Genomic DNA, 20,094 nt, shown 5'->3' on the forward strand with positions numbered 1-20,094 from the left:
GGGGCGGACGTTTGACGTTCGCCCTTTTTAATTAGTGAGTTTTTTGGAATAATCTGGGCTCAATTGGATCATTGCCTGTTCAAAATCCACATATTCTTCCAGACCTCTCATGGAGATCACTTGGAAATCATGTTCTTTCAGGTAATCCAAGTATTCCTGAAATAAATCTATGGGAGTATTCACCCAGGGATGTTCTATATCTGGTACGCCATGGATGGTGAGCACAACGATTTGACCATTTTTGGCTTGTTCAAGAGCTTGAATAATTTCCGTCTTATTGGATTCCTCCGTTGCCCAACTTGGAATTAAATAGGGATGATCTGTTAATGGATCATAGGCTCTACTTCCCCCAGCCCTGGCAAAGTGATAATTCCTTTCTTTCAAATACTTCAAGGCTTTTTCATTGAGTCCATATCCTGGATAGGCAAAATTAGTAATCGTTTGAATTTCCAACGAATCGCTTTTATGCTCTACATAAGCGAGCTGCGCATCGAACTCCTCTTGTGTCAATTTGCTGACATTGGCATGGGTATGTGTATGGTTACCAATTTCAAATCCTAGTTGGTCCAAGGCCTGAATTTGTCTCCAATTCATGTAAAGTGTATTGTCTTTGGAATTGGGAGGGAATTCGCAGACAAAAAAAGTACCTTCAAATCCATACTGTTTTAACAGGGGGGCTACCACCGAATAATGACTTGCAGGTGCATCATCAAAAGTGAGGATGACCAATTTATCCGGAATAGGCTTTTTTAAGATTTGTGCATCAAGAGAAAATAAGCCACACCCAAAGAATAGGAAGGTTAGGAACAAAGGTTTTGAACTGATGGTCATTTGATACAAAGCAAGCATCCTTAAGTTACAAACAATGAGATCAAATAGATCATTGAAATTGCGGTGATGGACATGATGAATGTACCGAGACTATGGGATTGATTTCCCTGTTTAATGGACAAGCCCGAAAGTTGGGTGACCGCCCAGAAAAAACTATCATTCGCATGGGAAACTGCCATAGCTCCTGCTCCCGTTGCCAATACTGCAAAAACCCTCATCGTTTCGGAATCTAATCCTAAAGTACCTAGAAGTGGAGCGATGATGGAAGCAGTGGTAATCATGGCTACAGTGGAGGAACCTTGGGCTGTTTTCAAGGAAAATGCAATCAGAAATGGTAAGAATATCCCCCAGCTTGCGCCACTTAAACTGGAGCTTACCAAATCTCCAATTCCTGAATTTTGAAGCATTTTTCCAAAAACCCCACCGGCCCCTGTGATCAAAATAACTGGGGCAGCGATCAATATGGCCTCTCCAATCCAACCACTTGAACTGAGTAATTTCTTGTCGTATTTAGCGGGCAATGTAAAGGATAAGAAAGTTCCTAATAGCAACGCGATTACTGGACTTCCCAAAAATAGGATGATGTCAGTGAAGAGATTGTCTCCAAAAGGCTGGGTTGGGTATTTGGCGATAGAAGCCATCACGATCAGCACCAAGGGAATAATTATTGGTAAGAAAGATTTAAAAGCGGTAGGAGTGTTCTTTAATTCATTTTCAGGATTAGAAACCGCAAACTTTGGTTCCAGGGGAAATTTTGAGACTACCTTTTTCACAAATAGATAACTAGGGATCAAAGTGATCAAACTGACAATAAAGCCCCAGAAAATCACCATGCCTAAGTCTGCTTCATAAATACCAGCGGTGGCAATAGGTCCTGGAGTAGGAGGGACTAAGGAATGCGAGGCGGTAGCACCCAAAGCCAATGCGATCGTAGTGGCAGCATAGGGAACTTTCCCCTTCAGAGAAAGAGATTTGCTGATGGGATTCATCATGATAAAGGTACTGTCTCCAAAAACAGGAATTGACAGAATATATCCACTAAACATCATGGCAGAGATCACCCTTTTCTCTCCAATCCATGATAAAATCTTTTGAGCGATTACTAATGCACCTCCTGTTTTCTCCAAAAATGTACCGATCATGACACCTAAAAGAATCAACAGGCCTATACTTCCCAAAACCCCACCGAATCCATCAGAAATGGATTTTAAAATGAGGTCAGTAGACATTCCTGATAATAATCCATAAAAAATGGCTCCCACGAATAATGCAAGAAAAGGATGAATGTCAAATTTGACGATGGCCACCATAATAAAAGCCAAGGCCACCAGAATAATCAGGAGGGTAATCATGTTTTACTGGGTTAATTTTGGGTTGATGGTAATTATTACCAAAGGTTTAACCTAAAAATTAACTAAAAATGCCCAATAAAAAATGCCGATCATGTATTTAGTGTGGGATCAAGTTGAATTCTCTAAAAAATAGTAGGAAAGGAAGCGCTTTTATTGGGAGTCGGAGGTAAACTGGGCAATTTTTCTATATTTTTGTTTCTTGAAATGAAAAACTTTTTCCCTTTAATAAATAAACCCTAAATGAAGTTTACCAGATTAATCCACCTATTTCTCCTACTGGCAGCGGTTGCTGCCTGTCAACCAAAACTCAATACTGAGGCAAATTTCAATCTTCTTCCCATTCCTGCCCGTGCAGATTTCAATGGAGCTTCCTCGATAGATCCATCATCCATCAGAGGGGATTTGGAAAAAGCGAAAAATGAATTTACATCAGGAGGGAAACTAGAGGCTGTTGATGCCGGTTCGATTGAATTGGTATTGAATTCTTCATTGAATTTGAAGCATGAAGGGTATCAACTTTCGATCACTTCCAATGATGTTCTTATTCAATCCAACTCGGAGGCAGGTTTATGGTATGGGTTGATGACCTTGGATCAGATCACCCAAGATTCGGAGGACCAGGAAGCCTATCTGCCTAGGGTGGAAATCTTGGATGAACCAGCCTTGGCCTATCGGGCCATCCAGCTGGATGTCAAACATCATTTGGAACAGAAAGAGTATTACTATGAATTGATGGATAGGCTGGCCGCTTTAAAAATCAATGGGATCATCATTGAAATAGAGGATAAATTAGGGTATGAACTTCAACCGGTTGTCGCCTCTTCTGATGCCTTTTCCATTGCGGAATGGAAAGCAATTTCAGATTATGCCATGGCCAGAAATATACGGATCTCACCTCTGGTCCAAGGTTTGGGACATGCTTCCTTTATTTTGAAACATCCTGAATACGAGGAGTTAAGAGATGATCCTGCCAGCGATTGGGCCTTCAACCCCTTGAATGAAAAAACGTATGAGGTACAATTTGATTTATACACTGATGCGTTGAAAGCATTTCCCCATGCCACCTATTTACACGTGGGTGGAGATGAAGTACATACTACCGGAAGGAATAGTGGAAAGTCTCCACTTGAGCTTCAGCTTATTTGGTTGAATAAAGTAAGTAAGTACGCAGAGGACAGAGGTTTGACCCCGATTTTTTGGGATGATATGCCATTGAAAAATGCAGGTGTATATAGTTCAATTTATAATTCAAACCTTACCGCAGCCCAAGTGGATAGTATTTGGGCAAAGAATGAAATCAACCTAAATAAGTTTGTGGATTTATTCCCAAAAAATTGCGTGTACATGCGTTGGAATTACAGCATGCCTGAGTCGCCGGGAAATGATCAAGCCATGAAGTGGTTTACTGAAAATGGATTCAAGGTAATGGGGGCGACCGCAGGTCAAACCCGATGGAATTTAATGCCATTGGAAAATAGCAATACCGCGAACATTCGTGATTTTGCTTTAAGCTCCATCGACAATGAAGCAGATGGGTTACTATTGACCTTATGGGATGACGACTCCCCGTTATTTGAACTCTATCAACGAGGGATTGCGACGTTTGCAGAATACACCTGGTCTGGAGAGAAAAGATCAGAAGATCAACTGCATACTGCTTTTAGACAGCGAATGTTTGGACCCAAATTGGCCTCCGGGGAATTTGCTTTTGTAGAAAGCCTGGAAGGTCCCGTGGCCTTTTGGAAGAATGCCTTATTGGATGGGAAAGACCGGAACAGATTGAGGAGAATAGAAGATCCTATACAGGAAGCAGTGATCGAATTACCAGACTTGGATACCCCTGGAACATGGACAGAAAAGTATCAAGAGAGAGTTTCTAAAGCAGCCGAGAATCTTGAAATTGTGGAGGAGGTATTATCCAAAATAGAGGCTTCCAAAAAAGCAGCAAAAAGGAATCAATACAACTTAGAGGCTTATGAACAAGTAGCAAAAGCAGTTCAATTTACCAATCAGGCCTTGATCACCTTGGCGAAATTAGACCATCCCAGTGGAGAGGAGCGAGCTATTGCAAAGGCAGAATTAGCAGGAATGGAAGCGCAATGGAATTCCATTGAGTCAGAACTGGAAAAGGTATACGGCAAAACCAGAGCATTGAATAAACCGGATGACTACGTTTTGGACCAGGATCATCATGTGCATTTGGCGAATCAAGCCAAGAGATTTTCGGATTGGCAGTTTTACGTAGAAGATTTATTTTTAGAAAAGATAAAAGAATAGTTTTTGGAAGACTTTGATGGAGCGTTATCTTCACAGGCTTAATGAGGAATTTCAAATTTGATTAGTTAATAGGATGGCTTCAGGATTATTTGCTTTACTGGACGATATAGCCACTTTGATGGACGATGTCTCGGTGATGAGTAAAGTTGCTGCGAAAAAAACGGCAGGAATTTTAGGGGATGATTTGGCTGTAAATGCAGAGAAGGCCTCTGGTTTTGTCTCCGATCGTGAGCTTCCGGTTTTATGGGCTATTACCAAAGGTTCCCTTCTGAACAAACTGATTATTCTTCCTGTAGCCTTTTTATTAAGTGCCTTCGTTCCCATTGCCGTTACCGTCATTCTGGTGATCGGAGGTGTTTACCTGGCTTTTGAAGGAGCTGAAAAAATCTATGAATATTTGATGCCTCATCAACACAATAAAGAGGTTTCTTTAGCGGAAAATCTGACAGAAGAAGAAATACTGAAACATGAAAAGGAGAAAATTAAATCTGCCATCGTCACTGACTTTATTCTCTCTGTAGAAATCATCATCATAGCCTTGGGTACAGTAGTGGGGGAACCCATTTTAAACCAAATTATAGTGGTGTCTATCATTGCATTAATTGCTACAGTAGGAGTTTATGGGATTGTGGCACTGATTGTAAGAATGGATGAATTTGGTTATAAATTAATCGCTTTGAATGAGGAGGAGAATAGTTTCTCCGATAAAGTGGGGAAGGTATTGGTCAATGCTTTGCCTAAGGTGATAAAAAGTATGGGAGTGATTGGCACGATTGCCTTGATCTTGGTTTCAGGGGGGATTTTCGTTCATAACATTGACTATTTTCACCATTTACTACCAACTTGGCCTTCGATCATCAAAGAGATTCTTATTGGCTTAATCATAGGTTTTGTGGCACTTGGAATAGTTGAAACAGCACTTAAGTTGTTTAAAAAGAAAGCACATTAACAATCAAGGCTCCTTTCCGGAGCCTTGATTGTTTTATTATTCATTAAAGAAGGGGCGCATTTCATTATGAATGGTTTCCCTCAGCGTTTTTAACCTAGTCGCATATTCTTCCAATTTCTTTTCTTGATCGGTCTGTGGTACCCAGGGCTTGACTTTTTTAGGGTTTCCATGTTCATCTACCGAAACAAAAATGATAATACAATGCGTCTTTTTTTCAAACTCATGTACTGAGAAATCACGGGAATAAATTTCCACCATAATATGAATACTGGAATTACCAGTATGGATTACAGCAGCATCCACCTTAATGACTTCTCCTATATTGATTGGCTTATAGAATCTAATTCCTCCCACATAAACAGTGACACAATAGGTCTCTGCCCAGGTTCTGGCACAGGTATATGCGGCTTGGTCAATCCACTTCATCACCATTCCCCCATGCACTTTCCCTCCAAAATTCACGTCGGAAGGTTCGCTGATAAACTGGAATGAGGTTTTATGTAAGTTTTCCATCAGGTTTGGTTTAAAGGATGTGTAAATACAATTAGGCCAAAAATTATCGCAAATACAGTATAAGCCGCTGTAAAAATTAAGATAGGGATTGAATCCATCTCCTTAGTAGCGTACTTAATTAAAGCCAAAGCACCAATCGCGAAGTGACTGAAATTACCTATCGCAATAGGTCTATTGTAAATTCCGCCAATCGTGCTGCCTTTGACCATCCAGTTGACCATGGCAAAACCAAAATACAGTGCCCCCATGACTTGCAAAAAAAGAAAAGATGCTGCCTGGAGATTCAGGAATAAGGAGATTTCCTGAGGAAAGAAGCTTAAAGAAATACCAAGTATTCCTAAAAACACTGCACTGGAGGAGAGAACTATTTTTGTGTTGATTTTCATTGAATTCTATGCTTTCAGTCTTCTTTTTTTTCTACCTCTCGGAGTATTCTTTCTATTCTCTTATCGGGGATGAGCCACATGAAGGCCACGAGGATATAAAAGGCCCCTGCAAGCCAAGGGATGAAAAAACTGGAGATAATACCAAGGATATAGAAGACCGGAGATAAGTATCCTTTCAAATCTGTTCCAATAGCTTTTGCTAAAAGAGAATCCTTTCCATGAACATGAATGATTCTATTTTGAAGGATGAAATAGGCTATTGCTGCCAGAAGCAATATGCACCCATACAAGGCCAATGTCATCGGAGCAAAATTGTTTTCCCCCATCCAGCCGGTCACAAAGGGGACCAAAGAAAGCCAAAATAAAAGATGCAGGTTTGCCCAGAGGATCCCACCGGAAACTTCCTTGACGGTATGCATCAGATGGTGGTGATTGTTCCAGTAAATTCCAAGGTAAATAAAGCTAAGGATGTAACTTAAAAACACTGGAATAATGGGCTTTAAATCTGATAGTTCGTCACCATGAGGGACTTTGATTTCCAGTACCATGATGGTAATGACGATCGCCAATACCCCGTCACTAAATGCTTCCAACCTACCTTTTTGCATCCCTTAATTTAGTAAGCTTTGAATCTGCTTTTCTAGTTCAGATATCTTTTTTTGTGCTTCTTCCATAGGAAGCCCCTCGTTCAACCCAGGCCTTAAGTGTCCCGTTGATCTTAGCCATGCATCCCTTTGAATTGCTTGTTTGTTGGAGATTAACTCCAGAAGTCCTTTGGAATTGGGCATATTTTCAATCGCCTCACTGAATTCTTCATAAGCAGAGACTTCTGTTTCCCCTAGAAAAAAGAGAATTTCCCTGGCCATCAGCCAATGACCCGTTGGGCCGGGATGTATTCCGTCTTTTGCTAGGTAATAGCTTGGGTCATCCTTTCTTTTTTCTTCCAGGAATTTCCGCATGGGCCAATGCGTATCAATGACATCCCAATGATCCGTATAGCTCTTGCTAAGCAACCAGTCCGAATAGTTGTCCAAGACATTTGCATAGGCTTCCCCTTTTGCAGGGTCATAAATTGGGGGAGTCAGGAAGACTCCTTTTGCTCCCATTGTTGAAATAGCATGGGCAAGCCAAAGGATACCGTCTTTGTATTTTTGAAACCGAAGGTCATCCAAAGGCTTATATATTCCATCGTTCATTCCATAATTGGCAAAGACCAAATCGGGTTTCAGCTGATTAAACACCCTGGATAATCTTTCATGCAAATCAGGGCGGGGAAAAGCACCTCCTGCATGCCCTTCCTCAGAAAGACCGGAAACCGTTTCGCTTGGTAATCCCAGGTTGATCCATTCTATGGAGGATTCTGGATGTTTAAGGCGATAATAGGTTTCTACATAGGTGATGTATTGTCCCGCATAGGTAATGCTGTTTCCTAAAAACAATACCTGTTTTGTTGATTTTGAAATCGGACTGGTTTCTTGGGAATTAGCCTGTCCAGAACATATCAGGAAGAATAAAATTAGGTGTAGCGCTTTCATACAATTACTTTTTTTCAGCGGCCGGGAAGCTATGTAGATTTTTGATTCTCCAGCCATATTCAGTTTTGAGGGCAACTACACTTTCAATCCAATGTATCTCACGAATTACTTCTCCATCTTTTAAAAACGTGGCGTAATTATGATAGACCGTATATCCCATATCCTGATCCACATGGGTTTCTATAAACTCAAATTTATTGGTCCGTATTCCGGAGTTTCGGCTTTTAGCGTTTGTCAATATGCCTTTAATGATATCCATGTCCCAGATTTCACCATTTTCCAATATTTTAATATCAGGAGTATAGAACTGATCTATTTGATCGAGGTCATAGGCAGAAAACAAGACATCGAATGATTCTTGGACTAAATTCTGGATTTGAACCTCATCAGTTGGGCCCTTTTCTTGGGCCATAACAGAATATCCAATTCCAAAAAGTAAGAGGACTAAACCTAGTTTTTTCATGTTATCTTGGGGTGTATCTGGTTTGAAGATAAAAAAATGCTGCTCCTTTTGAGAACAGCATTTTAAAATAATTTTTTAATGGATCCTCCTTATTGATCCGAGGCAGGAATGAATCGAGTACTAAGGTCTGGGGTTTCCATATCTTTATCTAGAGGGAACATGGGCCTGTTGATCCGCTTGTATCCCAATCGTTCTAGGTCTTGGTCCACACCTCCAGGAGTCAAAGCCATGACCCAATCACCTCTCATATCATAAAGTTCAGGAACTAAATACCCGATTTTCACCATCACGATATCGGCTTCCCTTGGCTTCAATCCCAATTCGGTGAAGTCACTCTCATTATGATAAGGCTTACGTTTTTTAGTGACGATCACATGGACTGAACCAATTCTCACTACTACTTCTACCTCTGCCGCCCGATCTCCTTCTTTGATGAATTCTACGGTACCTTTTAAGGGTACAGGTGGAGCAAAACGGTCATCTACTGCCGCACCGGCAGTTCCTTCAACTGTTCCTCCCACACCCACTTCCATTGCTTTTTCCACGAATTCAGGACCAGGAATGGATGCATAGATCAAAGTAGGGCCATCTGCTGATTTGAATTCAGGTCTTTTCAAAACTTCCGTAATCGTCCAGGTAACGTCCCCTGCACCACCTGCAGTAGGGTTATCGCCCATATCAGAAATCATATAGGGCTTTTTATCGCTTTCTAAGGCCATTTTTAAACTTTCGTCCAACGTGGCAACTGGGGCAACAAATTCAAATTCATTTCTAACCTCCCAAAAGCTATTCGCCAAATATTCTGCGGATTCAGAAACTTCTTTTTCATCATCACCGGTGACCATTACCACGGCATGGTTTCTTGGTTCATCTGCCCAGGCATAACCGATCCAAATGGCCGCATCGATCACTCCTTCTTTTTCTGTTTGGCTTGGGATTTTGGCATATAAGCTTTTTCCCGGATCGATTCGGGTACTGGTTTTTTCACCTGGAAGTAGAATGGGGACAGGAATCCATGCTTTATAAGCTGGTTTGCCTTTTCCACTTTCCAATCGATCGAGCAGGTTTTCTACCGCTCTTTGTTTGGATTCCAGGGCATCCTCATGAGGCGCCATTCTATAACAGGTGATCAAGTCGGTGTTTTTCGCAAGCCTTTGAGATACATTTCCATGCAAATCCATGGAAGTGGAAATTAAAGTTTCCGGTCCCACTACTTCGCGGACTTTCACAATGAAGTCTCCCTCCGGATCATCCAATCCCACTACACTCATTGCTCCGTGGATATCAAAAAACAATCCATCATAGGGTAAATTTTCCTGGAGCATTTCTAAGGTGACCCCGACCAATGAATCGTATGCTTCTCTAGTTACTATTCCTCCAGGAATGGCATGACCTCTTAACGTAGGAAACCATTCGGCCCTGTCTCTGTCTACTGAACCCGAATCCAAAAAAGGATAATAGCTGAATATTTCTTCTCCTACACGAGTTCTAAATGCAGCAGCATCACTTTGGGCAGGGGAGAAGGTACTGGATTCAATTGCCAATCCAGCAATCGCAATTCTGGGAAGTTTTTCCGAAGTCTCAGAACTGCTACATCCAAACACAAGAAACAACGCCAAAAGGCCAAAAATCGATAATCTCATAAATTAAGAGTTGGTGAGTTAGTAATGTTTTTTGGAACAGGTTATTCGGGTATTACAAGTATGCGGGATTTTTATTTATTTCTTAAATATTCCTGCAGGAGTTTTACCAATGGCAGAAGCCTGTAATTCTTGAATTCCAAAAATGGATGCAATCACCGATGCAGTATTGGCGTTGCTATTGGGGATTTGGAATTTTTGATCTTTCAAAATAGTAGGGCCCACTACAGCCCATGGAACTTCCATTTCCTCTTTGCTGAGCCCTCCATGTCCCTTTTCATTTCCTCCGTGATCAGTGATCAGAAAGAAATTCGTGTTCTTGAAAACATCCTCTGATTTCATTTTTTTTACCAAATCTCCAATTGCTTTATCTGCCTCTTCGATGGCTTTGATGTATTCTTTCGACATCCAGCCATTCGTATGGCCAGCATGATCAATGTGCACGGTATACAGGAAAATCAAGAAAGGGGAGTCTTTAGAAGCTTTTGCAAAGGCTAAGGCTTTATCATAATTCTCCCGGTAACCGTCGTTTTCCTCAAATCCTACTTCATCCAGGTATTTCTGATTGATGGAATTGATCAGATTCCCCCAGTTATAATAGTAAGCTGTTTTTATCTCTGGGTTTTCATCCTTTACTGCCTTAAAAATAGAAGGATAATATCCATCAGCATCTGTTTCCACTGGCGGCAATTCATGCGCTTCCAATGTCCAATTATTAGTAGTGACTCCATGTTGTTCAGGTCCTCCAGAAGTCAAATGACTGGTCCAGTTAGGTAAAGTGACTGAAGGCATGACCGCTCTTGTTTGAAGAGACAAAACCCCATCTGAAAATAATTTATCCAAATTGGGGGTTTTAGCCTTTTGAAATCCTTCCACACTCAGTCCATCAATCCCTATGACCAATACTTGTTTTGGAGATTTTGCAGTTGGGGAGATAAATCCTACTGAGCCCAGAATGACCAAAAACACCCCTACTACGGGGCTGATATTTCTTAAAATAATGGTCATCACTCTTTTACTCTCCTGATTTGAAAATGCGTTTCATGAGCACCCATTTTTCTCCTGGTTTTGCCCATGGAATAGCCTGTTGATAGTTCCACATAAGGTTTTCCCATTCCGCAATTTTAGGATTAGAAGCATCCATTTTAGCCTTTTCTTCAAATGTGAACTCATCCACTGTTTCCAGAATCATAAACATTCGATTTCCAGTCCTGAAAATTTCAATATTTGTAATTCCACAGTCAATGTCATGTTGGGTCACTTCTGGCCAGGCACTTCCTGGCGCATGATATTGCTCGTATTCTTGAATGGATTCCGGATCATCAATTAAATCCAGGGTTAGACAAAATCGTTGCATGAGGGTTGTTGTTAACTGAAAAATTTTCTAAATGACTGAATAGTTTGAATGGCAGCCTCATCAGGGCTTGGTTCAGGGAATGCTTCTGCTGAAATAAACCCTGAGTATTGGATATCCTTGATTGCTTTTGCGATAGGGGCCATTTCCGTATGTCCCAAGCCAATTGGTTTTCTGTTGCTATCAGCAAAGTGAATATGGCCAATGTGTCCATTTGCTTCGAGTATGCTTTTAGGAATATCCGCTTCCTCGATATTCATATGGAATAGATCAGCAAGGAGCTTTACCTGTTTCGTTTCCAATTTTCCCAGAAATTCCACCCCTGCTTTCATCGTATTCAATAAATTGGTTTCGTAGCGGTTGAGCGGCTCGTAAATCAAAAATGTATGCTGCTCTCCTGCCTTTTCTCCCAGAATTTCCAATCCCTCCGCTAACCAGGATAAAGTCTGGTTTCGGTCATTGCCCGGAAGGACATTTCCTTGCATGGAACCTATGATCGCAGGAGCGCCAAATGTTGCCCCAAAGGCAATCATATCAGAAATAAAGGAAATTGCTTTTTTTCGAATCTCCGGATCCGGGTCGGTAAGTGTTAGCCCATGGATGACTTTTCCGGCTCCGGTACCTACCGCTGCTAACTCTAATTGATACTTGGTCAGTAACTCGTGTAAGAAATCAAATTCTACAGTAGTAGAGGTAGGAGTAAATAACTCAATGGCATCAAAGCCTAGTTCAGCAGCTTTCTCCATCCCTTTTTCCAGATCCTTCCAAAAAATCCAGGGACCATAATTGATTTCAGGTACAAGAGCGATTGTTGCGCAAGATTTAATCATGGTATTCTCGGTCAAAGTCAATCATAATTTTGGTAATGCCAACGGGATTTGCATCCCAGTCTATCATGGTTTGAGGGGCTTCGTCTATGGTAACCACTTTACTGATGACCTCATCAACTGGAAACTTTCCCTCTTCCAGGTATCGAATGACCCTAGGGAAGTCACCCAAACAATTTCTGGAACCAAGGATTTCGATTTCTTTTTGAACAAATAAGGAGGTGTTAAAATCCACATCCTTTTTTGCATATCCGATGCAGACCACTCTTCCGGTAAAGGCTACTTCTTCTACGGCAGCTCTATAGGTAGAGGGGCTTCCCACCGCCTCAATGATGACATCTGGGCCATCATTATTCGAATACTTTTGAAGGGCTTCGTGTAGGTCTTCTTTACTTGGATTGATGGTGTGGGCGACTCCAATTTTCTTGGCGATCTCCAATTTATTATCGTCCAGATCTACTGCTATCACTTGGGCTCCTCTTTCCACTGCCGAAGCAATCGCTCCCATTCCCACAATGCCGCAACCCAGTACAGCGACTATATCCTCTTCAGAAATTCTTCCCCTTTCTGCTGCATGGAAGCCCACAGTCAGAGGTTCTGCCAAAGCAAGTTCCCGAAGGGATAATTTTTCTGAAGGAAAAGTGTCTTGATAAGGCACGGAAATGTACCTGGTCATCGCGCCCGGACGTCTTACCCCCATGGTTTTATTGGTTTTACAGGAGTTAGGCCTGCCTTTTCTACATGCTTTACAAGTTCCACAGTTTTGATAAGGATAGATCGTGACATTGGTGCCTACTTTGATTTCAGGAGGTACTCCTGGTCCGATTTCCTCTATAGTGCCACCAACTTCATGTCCTAAAATATTTGGGTATTCCTGCAAGGGAAAAAGCCCTCTGAAACTGTTCAAGTCTCCGCCACAAAATCCAACCATTCCTACCCGCACTAACACTTCCCCTGCTCCCACACGTGGTTTTTCTACTTCTTGAACTTCTGTTTTTCCAACTTCTGTAATGACTAATGCTTTCATGCTAATAGGTATTTATAGGTTGTTTTCTGGGTTTCCTTCAAACCACATTTTGTTTTTTACCGGAGCCAAAAGCTGTGTGATTTCCTCTAGCAATTGACTTGGGATGTTAAAATCTACGGCAGCTACATTTTGTTGGATAAGGGGTAGGCGATTCATTCCTACAATGGTAGTCGCAATATCAGGATGATCCATGGCATACCTCAGGGCTACATCACTCAAGCGAACCCCGTATTTGGCGCATAATTCCAATAAAATGGGCTGCATGGCTTTTACCTCCTCAGGGGATCGATGCCATTCAGGAAGTGGGGCGTCAGAAAGTATTCGTTGCATCAAAGGAGCTGCATTCATCAAGCCAAATCCTTTTTCTTTTGAAAGGGGGACCAACTCATCGTTTATTTCATCTTCCAAGAGATTGTAGTGTGCCCAAGATAAAACCGTGTCCACTTCCACTTCCCTGGCGATTTGGGCCAAGTACCGCACAGGTAGCCCGGTGATTCCAATGTACCTGGCTTTTCCGCTAGCTTTGATTTCTTCAATGGCAGGCATGGCTTCTTCCAAAATTTGCCGCTTATCGACAAACTCTATGTCATGCAGCTGCAACAGGTCTACATAATCTGTTTTTAATCTGGTTAGGGATTCATCGATACTTTTTAGAATCCTGTTTTTGGAGAAGTCGAAATCCTGAAGTCCATATCTACCACATTTGGTAGCCAGATAAACTTCGTTCCTTTTTCCTTTTAAGGCTGTTCCCAGCCTCTTTTCTGCTAAAGTGAGCCCATAAAAAGGAGATACGTCAAAGAAGTTAACCCCATGGTCTATGGCATAATGAACGGTTTCCACTCCGTCTTTTTCGGTGCATTCATCAAAAACATTTCCTAGGGGAGAGGCTCCAAAACCTAGAATAGAAACCTCCATATCGGTATTTCCAAGTTTACGGTACTTCATGTGATGTTGGGTTGATTGAAAAAGTGTGATTGATATAAATAGATTTTTTTTAGTCAATGGTTTTACTGCCCCACCAATCTTTATTCGGCTGAAAATCTTTGGAAAGCATGGCTTTTCTCTGATCTTCCAATCGTTGAATTAAGGTTGTCCTATAACGTTCTGCTACCATGGCCGCTGAATCTGGATTGTAAAGTGGGTCAGGCTTGGCAAAATTGGCATTTCTCTCATGGAGCCAATCTAGTAATTGTTGAGATAATGTCTCGGCGATCTCAGGATTTTCGCCTAATACATTCTGTTCCTCGCTTAGGTCATTTTTAAGATGATACAATTCTTTATGACCATCTTCCCAGTAATGGATTAACTTCCAATCTCCTTTTCTGATGGTAGAATTAGGTTCTCCACCTTGGTTGCCATAATGTGGGTAATGCCAATATAGAGCACGCTCTTGCAACGTTCCCCCTTCAAGAAGAGGTCGAAGACTAGTGCCATCAAGTCCTTCTGGTATTTGACTGACACCTGCATAATCCAACAGGGTAGGCAAGAAATCCACTCCGGTAACGGGGGTGTCATTTTTGGAGCCATTGTTTTGAAGCCAAGGAACGTATACCAGGTAAGGAATACGTATACCACCTTCCCATTGGTATCCTTTTCCTCCTCGCAAAGGATCTAAATTGGTGGAGTAATTATCTCCGGAAACCACTCCTCCATTGTCGGAAGTAAATACGATAATAGTGTTTTCTGCCAATCCTAATTCTTCTAATTTGGCGACTACGGATCCTACTGATTCATCCATTTGCTCTATCAGTCCTGCATACACTGGGTTGTCCTGGTATTTTCTTGCAGGAAGGACCCTTTCCATTTCAAAGCCTATAGAATCAATCCCCATGGCTTCTGCTTTGTCCCGATATCTCGCCCACTTTTCCTCAGAGGTTTGGATAGGAGCATGTACCGCATAAAAAGAGAGGTAAGCCAGAAATTTATCTTTCTGATGTTGTTCTATATACAAGTTGGTTTCTTTGGCCAGTTTCATAGAAAGGCTCATTCCCTTTTCTTCCGGGGCATCCTCCATCAATGGATTGTCGAAGGGAGAAAAGTAACCTCCGGAGTAAGGGCCTCCTACATGGTAACCTCCTTTGTTGATGTCAAAGCCATGATCGGTAGGCAATGACTTCTCCTCAGCAGAGCCCAAGTGCCACTTACCGGCAAAAAACGTATGGTATCCAGCTTCTTTTAATGCTTCAGGAAGCGTGGTCATTTCTTTTGAAAGCTGGTGTTCATAATCCGCGGGAAGTAATTTTGAATAACGGTTATAGCTTCTCCATTCCTCTCCTGCCGGAGCCCCAATCCAATCAGTAATTCCATGCACAGCAGTGAATTTTCCAGTCATTAAACTTGCCCTGGAGGGACTACAAACTGCACTATTGGCGTATCCATTGGTGAACACCATTCCCTTGGAGGCGAGCCTGTCGAGATGAGGAGTCTCATAAAATTCACTACCCATAAACCCCACATCATTGTACCCTAAATCATCTACCAGAATAAAGAGAAAGTTAGGTTCTGAAGGTGCTTTGGGTTCTTTGGAACAAGAGAAAAGCAGAAAACCACAAAGGAGTAAAGTGATGGGTTTTAATAGTTTCATGTCAGGAAATTATCTGGATCAAATTAAGCTTAAATAGGGTTGAAAGAAAAATTATTTTCCTCTAGTTAAAATTTTTGAAAGAAAAACAAGCTATGGAATTCTTTATTTAAGCTGTTTTGGCTGGTTAAGTAGGTACATTTTCATGCGGATGGCTGTAGTAGGTTGATCCTTTTCATCAGTGGTAGTGGAGGCAATTTTATCCAGCACATCAAAGCCATTTTCCAACTCTCCATATACTGTATAAGCACCATCTAAATGGGGTGTACCGCCAATAGAAGTGTATAATTCTTTTTGGAAGTCATTTAAAGTCAGTTCCCTCTCTTCTGCATGCTCTTCTAATTGGGGCAGAGTATAGGGTTTCCTTTGAACGATATAAAACTGGGTGCTACTACTGGCTTTTTCAGGGTTATTTGTTCTAGCAGCTGCCAATGCACCCCTTCTATGATAAATGTGTTGATCTGTTCGAAACTCAGCGGGAATTAATTCTTTGGAATAGGGTTGGGGACTTCCGTCAGGGGTGGGATTAGGTCTCCCTCCCTGGATCATAAAATCATTGATGACCCGATGAAATTCTAAACTATCATAATACCCCTCTTTTACTTTTTGAATAAAGTTATCTCTATGGACTGGTGTTTCATTGTAAAGCTTGACCATCATATCACCTTTCGAAGTCGCGATAAGAACATGATACAAGCTGTCTTTTTTGGGAATGAGCGATTGAAAGTCCTTGATTTTTGATTTTTCTTCAGATGAAAGCTTCACAGTGTTTCTACTGGATTGGCAAGCTGAGATTGAAAAAAGAAGTAGTGCCAGAAAAGCAACAAAAGGGGATTTCATAGAGGTGATTGATGTTAAATTGATCAATAAATATGATAATTAATTTGTGAAAGCTTAAGCCTGACTGATTTTTACTTTGACGGATTTACTGGCAGGCGTATTACTTTTTCGCGCTTTGAGTTGAAGAGGAACCAATTCATTGCATTCTGGAAAATAGGTGGCAATACATCTTCTGGGAATGTTATAAGGAATAATGGTCAATCCCTCTACTTTCCGGGTCTTCTGCCCGTAGGTATTATACAATGTAACAGGTTTCTGAAGGTCTAGTGCCAATGCAGCAATGTCGGATTTATTCATCAGGACCACCATGCGGATGCCATAAATACCCCGATACCGATCATCCATCCCGTAAATCGTGGTATTGAATTGATCATGACTCCGTATGGTCATCATCATCAGTTCATCTTCCTCCAGATGGTAATCGGGCAATGAATTAACAGTAAACCGAGCCTTACCAATGTCATTCGTGAACGTTCCTTTTCTAGGGCCATTGGGAAGTTCGAAAACGGCATTGTTTTTCAATTTCTCATTAAAGGACTCGAATCCTTTCACTGACTTACCGATTAATTCACGGATTTGATCATAGTCCTGGATCAGCGAATCCCAGTTGACTATTTTATTTCCCACCGTTCGGGAAGCGATTTGCGAAATGATATGGGGCTCACTAAGCAAATGTTCCGACCTAGGCTTTTGATTCCCCTGAGTACTGTGCACCATTCCCATGGAGTTTTCAACCGTCAATTTCTGGATTCCAGATTGCTCCTGGATAATATCAGTTCTACCCAAACAAGGAAGGATAAAACCAATATCTCCAGGGTAAAGGTGTGAACGGTTCAATTTGGTGGAAACATGAATCGTCATGCCACAATTTTCCAGCGCTGTTTTGGTATAAGCAGTATCCGGGGCTGCCGAAAGTAAATTTCCTCCCATGGCCATGAACACTTTTCCAGGCTCTTCGTGCATTAATTGTATTGCAGCTACCACATCTACTCCATGTGCTCTTGGTGGTTCAAAATTAAACGTAGAGGCCAAGCTGTCTAGAAACTCTTTACTGGGTCGCTCCCAGATTCCCATGGTGCGATCCCCCTGCACATTGCTATGACCCCGGACAGGGCAAGTGCCAGCCCCGGGTTTCCCAATACTGCCCTTCAACAACAACAGGTTTACAATTTCCTGGATATTATCCACGGCATTGACATGTTGTGTTAGTCCCATGGCCCAGCAGGCGATGATTTGATGGCGTTCGGTCAAGAGCTGGATTAATTGTTCAATTTGATCCATTGGAAGGCCTGTTCGCTCGATCAATTGTTGGAAATCCTGAGTTTCCAAGTGGGATTTAAAGGCTTGAAACCCATCTGTTTTTTCATTTATAAATGCTGAATCGATGATGTTTGGACGATCTTTGGACAATTCCAAAAGTTTTAATGAAAGGGCTTGAAATAGGGCTACATCCTCATTGATTCTAATTTGCAGGTATAGGTCAGCAATTGAGCTTCCAATACCGAGCATTCCAGCAACAGATTGAGGGTCTTCAAAGCTGATAAGACCTGCTTCCTTGAGTGGATTGATGACCACTATTTTCGCACCATGGCTTTTCGCTTTTTTTAGAGCTGAAAGCATTCTTGGATGGTTCGTCCCGGGGTTTTGTCCAACTATCAAGATCAGTTCCGACTGGTAAAAATCTTCCAGTTTTACCGAACCCTTTCCTATTCCCAAAGTATGGCTTAAGGCTATCCCGCTGGATTCATGGCACATATTGGAGCAATCTGGCATGTTGTTCGTTCCAAAAATTCGCACGAAAAGTTGGTAAAGAAATGCTGCCTCGTTGCTGGTTCTCCCTGAAGTATAAAAGATTCCATCATTGGGCGATGCCAAGCCGCAGAGTTTCGAAGCAATGGTATCAAATAGCTCATTCCAGGAAACTGGTGAATAATGAGCTTCGCCTTTTTTGATCCTCATCGGTTGGGTCAACCTTCCTTGATGCCCCAACCAGTAATCCGTTTGATCCCGCATCATTTCAATGGAATGACGCGCAAAAAATGCTGCATCCGCATTAGCATCCATCGCTTCTTCTGCGATGGCTTTCACTCCATTTTCACAGTATTCACCAAGTTTTGATCGATGTGAAGGGTCTGGCCATGCACATCCAGGGCAGTCAATTCCTCCTTTTTGATTTAAATCGCCCAAAATTTTAAAGGTCTTGCCTAGCTTCATAGCTTCAAAAGCTTTGCTCATAGCATGATATACTGCTTTAGGGCCTGCAGCCGAATTTGCCGGTTTTCCTGTTTTCATACAACTCTTCAAGGATTGTTTAAAAATACGATAAATCAAGGAATGATCCTGTTGGAAGTTTTTACCTCACATTGGGTAAGTATTGACAAAATAGTTTGAAGGCACCCTAGTTGGATTGACAGGTTAATTGTTATTGAATTTGTTTAAACGGCTGTTTGTCAGGTGTTTGTATTCTATTCCGTGTATTTTATCGTTGTTTGGAGTGAGGTTTGCAACTAGTTAGGTGAATTAGATGAAACAAATAATATGGAAACTTCAACAAAAGAAACAAAACAAAGAAATGTGGAAAATCTTAGTGGGAAGGCTGCGGTGAGTAAAATCCGAGAGCTGGTAGATTCTTCAGGCTTATGTTTTTTTCAAACTGAAGTATCATTTGACGAAAACCAATCCGCAAGACCGATGAGTATTCAAAAATCGGATGAGGATGGAACGCTTTGGTTTCTAAGTTCTATAGAAAGTGCTAAAAATGCCGAAATAAACAATAATCCAAAAGCAAGACTCTTCTTTCAAAAAACCAGTTCCATGGAATTTTTAGAGCTCAGGGGTACGGCAAAAATTTCCCAGGATAAAAAAATGATTCATGAACTTTGGGACGGAATCGCCAAAAATTGGTTTCCCCAAGGCAAAGACGATCCAAGAATTTCAATCATTCAATTTACTCCGGAAGCCGGACATTACTGGGATACCAAGCATGGCGCAGGTTTGGCAGGAGCCAAAATGCTCTTCGGCCTGGTGACAGGTAAACCCATGAAAGTAGGGGTAGAAGGAGAATTGGATGTGTAAAAATCTTCAGGGAAACAGCATCCCAGAAGTGCGGAATGCGCATAAGTTAATAGGTTTTTGAATTGTGAAAGGATCCGGAAGTTTTCGGATCTTTTTTTTATAAGGGAGTTAATGCCTCTCCTTCAAAAGAGATACCTTCCCAACCTGTTTTTATGAAATTCCGGATATTTGGATGGTTAACCCCTTCTTGATTTTTTAAGACATCAATTCGGTAATAGTCACCAAATAATTGAAGTGTTTGTGAGGGATTTAAGTCCATCAATTGCGCAAAAGAAAAGATTTTACATGACCCATTATTTTGGTTGGATTCATTGAGTAAAGATCCATTTTGGAATCGGGTAGGAGTGAACTGATAATGTTCGTCAATGTATTGGATTACTTCCTGAAAATTGATGTTCTGAGGTTCGTGTTGAATTTTTTCTAGTACAGACATTCAGTAAATAA

General features: G+C 41.5%; 20 protein-coding genes. 3 read left to right on the forward strand and 17 right to left on the reverse strand.

Translation table 11 applies throughout. The features are described 5' to 3' along the window. Positions 1-27 precede the first annotated feature (27 nt). Positions 28-849: a polysaccharide deacetylase family protein gene (locus BUR11_RS02235; protein WP_234982064.1), complete on the reverse strand. Its 822-nt coding sequence runs from the start codon at positions 847-849 to the stop codon at positions 28-30. Positions 850-851: 2 nt separating this feature from the next. Beyond that, positions 852-2,183: a GntP family permease gene (locus tag BUR11_RS02240; RefSeq protein WP_074223197.1), complete on the reverse strand. Its 1,332-nt coding sequence runs from the start codon at positions 2,181-2,183 to the stop codon at positions 852-854. A gap of 240 nt (positions 2,184-2,423) precedes the next feature. On the opposite strand from BUR11_RS02240, the gene BUR11_RS02245 reads away from it, so the two are divergent. Both BUR11_RS02245 and BUR11_RS02250 read left to right on the forward strand, forming a co-directional pair. After that, a complete protein-coding gene (locus BUR11_RS02245; RefSeq protein WP_074223198.1) occupies positions 2,424-4,460 on the forward strand; it encodes a family 20 glycosylhydrolase in 2,037 nt (678 codons plus the stop codon). Positions 4,461-4,533: 73 nt separating this feature from the next. Continuing rightward, the gene (locus BUR11_RS02250; protein WP_074223199.1) at positions 4,534-5,409 is read left to right on the forward strand and encodes a DUF808 domain-containing protein; all 876 of its coding nucleotides are present in this window, start codon (positions 4,534-4,536) and stop codon (positions 5,407-5,409) included. Positions 5,410-5,445: 36 nt separating this feature from the next. Here BUR11_RS02250 and BUR11_RS02255 read toward each other — a convergent pair whose 3' ends face one another. From BUR11_RS02255 to BUR11_RS02320, 14 genes are all read right to left on the reverse strand, one after another. Beyond that, positions 5,446-5,922 (reverse strand): acyl-CoA thioesterase, encoded by a 477-nt coding sequence (locus tag BUR11_RS02255; protein WP_074223200.1) that lies wholly within the window; start codon positions 5,920-5,922, stop codon positions 5,446-5,448. Continuing rightward, entirely contained in the window at positions 5,922-6,308 is a 387-nt protein-coding gene (locus BUR11_RS02260; protein WP_084560842.1) for a hypothetical protein, read from the reverse strand. Before BUR11_RS02260 ends, BUR11_RS02255 begins: the two co-directional genes overlap by 1 nt. A 14-nt stretch (positions 6,309-6,322) precedes the next feature. Next, a complete protein-coding gene (locus BUR11_RS02265) occupies positions 6,323-6,916 on the reverse strand; it encodes a TMEM175 family protein (RefSeq protein ID WP_074223201.1) in 594 nt (197 codons plus the stop codon). 3 nt (positions 6,917-6,919) lie between these two features. Further along, entirely contained in the window at positions 6,920-7,843 is a 924-nt protein-coding gene (locus tag BUR11_RS02270) for an SGNH/GDSL hydrolase family protein (RefSeq protein WP_074223202.1), read from the reverse strand. Between the two features lie 4 nt (positions 7,844-7,847). After that, positions 7,848-8,306: a nuclear transport factor 2 family protein gene (locus BUR11_RS02275; protein WP_074223203.1), complete on the reverse strand. Its 459-nt coding sequence runs from the start codon at positions 8,304-8,306 to the stop codon at positions 7,848-7,850. 89 nt (positions 8,307-8,395) lie between these two features. Next, positions 8,396-9,949 carry a M81 family metallopeptidase gene (locus BUR11_RS02280; protein WP_074223204.1) on the reverse strand — a complete coding sequence of 518 codons (1,554 nt, stop codon included), beginning with the start codon at positions 9,947-9,949 and terminating at the stop codon, positions 8,396-8,398. A 75-nt stretch (positions 9,950-10,024) separates the two neighbouring features. Further along, positions 10,025-10,954, reverse strand: a complete 930-nt coding sequence (locus BUR11_RS02285) for an alkaline phosphatase family protein (protein WP_074223205.1) — start codon at positions 10,952-10,954, stop codon at positions 10,025-10,027. Positions 10,955-10,961: 7 nt separating this feature from the next. Beyond that, positions 10,962-11,303, reverse strand: coding sequence for an L-rhamnose mutarotase (locus BUR11_RS02290; RefSeq protein ID WP_074223206.1), 342 nt, complete (start codon positions 11,301-11,303; stop codon positions 10,962-10,964). A gap of 11 nt (positions 11,304-11,314) precedes the next feature. Further along, positions 11,315-12,130: a sugar phosphate isomerase/epimerase family protein gene (locus BUR11_RS02295; protein WP_074223207.1), complete on the reverse strand. Its 816-nt coding sequence runs from the start codon at positions 12,128-12,130 to the stop codon at positions 11,315-11,317. Further along, positions 12,123-13,154, reverse strand: a complete 1,032-nt coding sequence (locus tag BUR11_RS02300; RefSeq protein WP_074223208.1) for a zinc-binding alcohol dehydrogenase family protein — start codon at positions 13,152-13,154, stop codon at positions 12,123-12,125. The genes BUR11_RS02295 and BUR11_RS02300 overlap by 8 nt, the downstream gene beginning before the upstream one ends. A gap of 12 nt (positions 13,155-13,166) precedes the next feature. Beyond that, complete coding sequence (locus BUR11_RS02305; RefSeq protein WP_074223209.1) at positions 13,167-14,099, reverse strand: aldo/keto reductase; 933 nt, start codon at positions 14,097-14,099, stop codon at positions 13,167-13,169. Positions 14,100-14,148: 49 nt separating this feature from the next. Beyond that, positions 14,149-15,738 (reverse strand): sulfatase, encoded by a 1,590-nt coding sequence (locus BUR11_RS02310; protein WP_074223210.1) that lies wholly within the window; start codon positions 15,736-15,738, stop codon positions 14,149-14,151. Between the two features lie 102 nt (positions 15,739-15,840). Then, the gene (locus BUR11_RS02315) at positions 15,841-16,575 is read right to left on the reverse strand and encodes a peptidylprolyl isomerase (RefSeq protein WP_084560843.1); all 735 of its coding nucleotides are present in this window, start codon (positions 16,573-16,575) and stop codon (positions 15,841-15,843) included. Positions 16,576-16,629: 54 nt separating this feature from the next. Beyond that, complete coding sequence (locus BUR11_RS02320; RefSeq protein ID WP_074223212.1) at positions 16,630-18,867, reverse strand: FdhF/YdeP family oxidoreductase; 2,238 nt, start codon at positions 18,865-18,867, stop codon at positions 16,630-16,632. A gap of 246 nt (positions 18,868-19,113) precedes the next feature. Between BUR11_RS02320 and BUR11_RS02325 the strand changes: the two genes are divergently transcribed. Next, positions 19,114-19,650, forward strand: a complete 537-nt coding sequence (locus BUR11_RS02325; RefSeq protein WP_074223213.1) for a pyridoxamine 5'-phosphate oxidase family protein — start codon at positions 19,114-19,116, stop codon at positions 19,648-19,650. Between the two features lie 97 nt (positions 19,651-19,747). Here BUR11_RS02325 and BUR11_RS02330 read toward each other — a convergent pair whose 3' ends face one another. After that, the gene (locus BUR11_RS02330; protein WP_074223214.1) at positions 19,748-20,083 is read right to left on the reverse strand and encodes a HopJ type III effector protein; all 336 of its coding nucleotides are present in this window, start codon (positions 20,081-20,083) and stop codon (positions 19,748-19,750) included. Between the last annotated feature and the right edge of the window lie 11 nt (positions 20,084-20,094).

Origin of the sequence: Algoriphagus halophilus, assembly GCF_900129785.1 — a bacterium.
In the GTDB taxonomy this organism is placed as follows: Bacteria; Bacteroidota; Bacteroidia; order Cytophagales; family Cyclobacteriaceae; genus Algoriphagus; species Algoriphagus halophilus.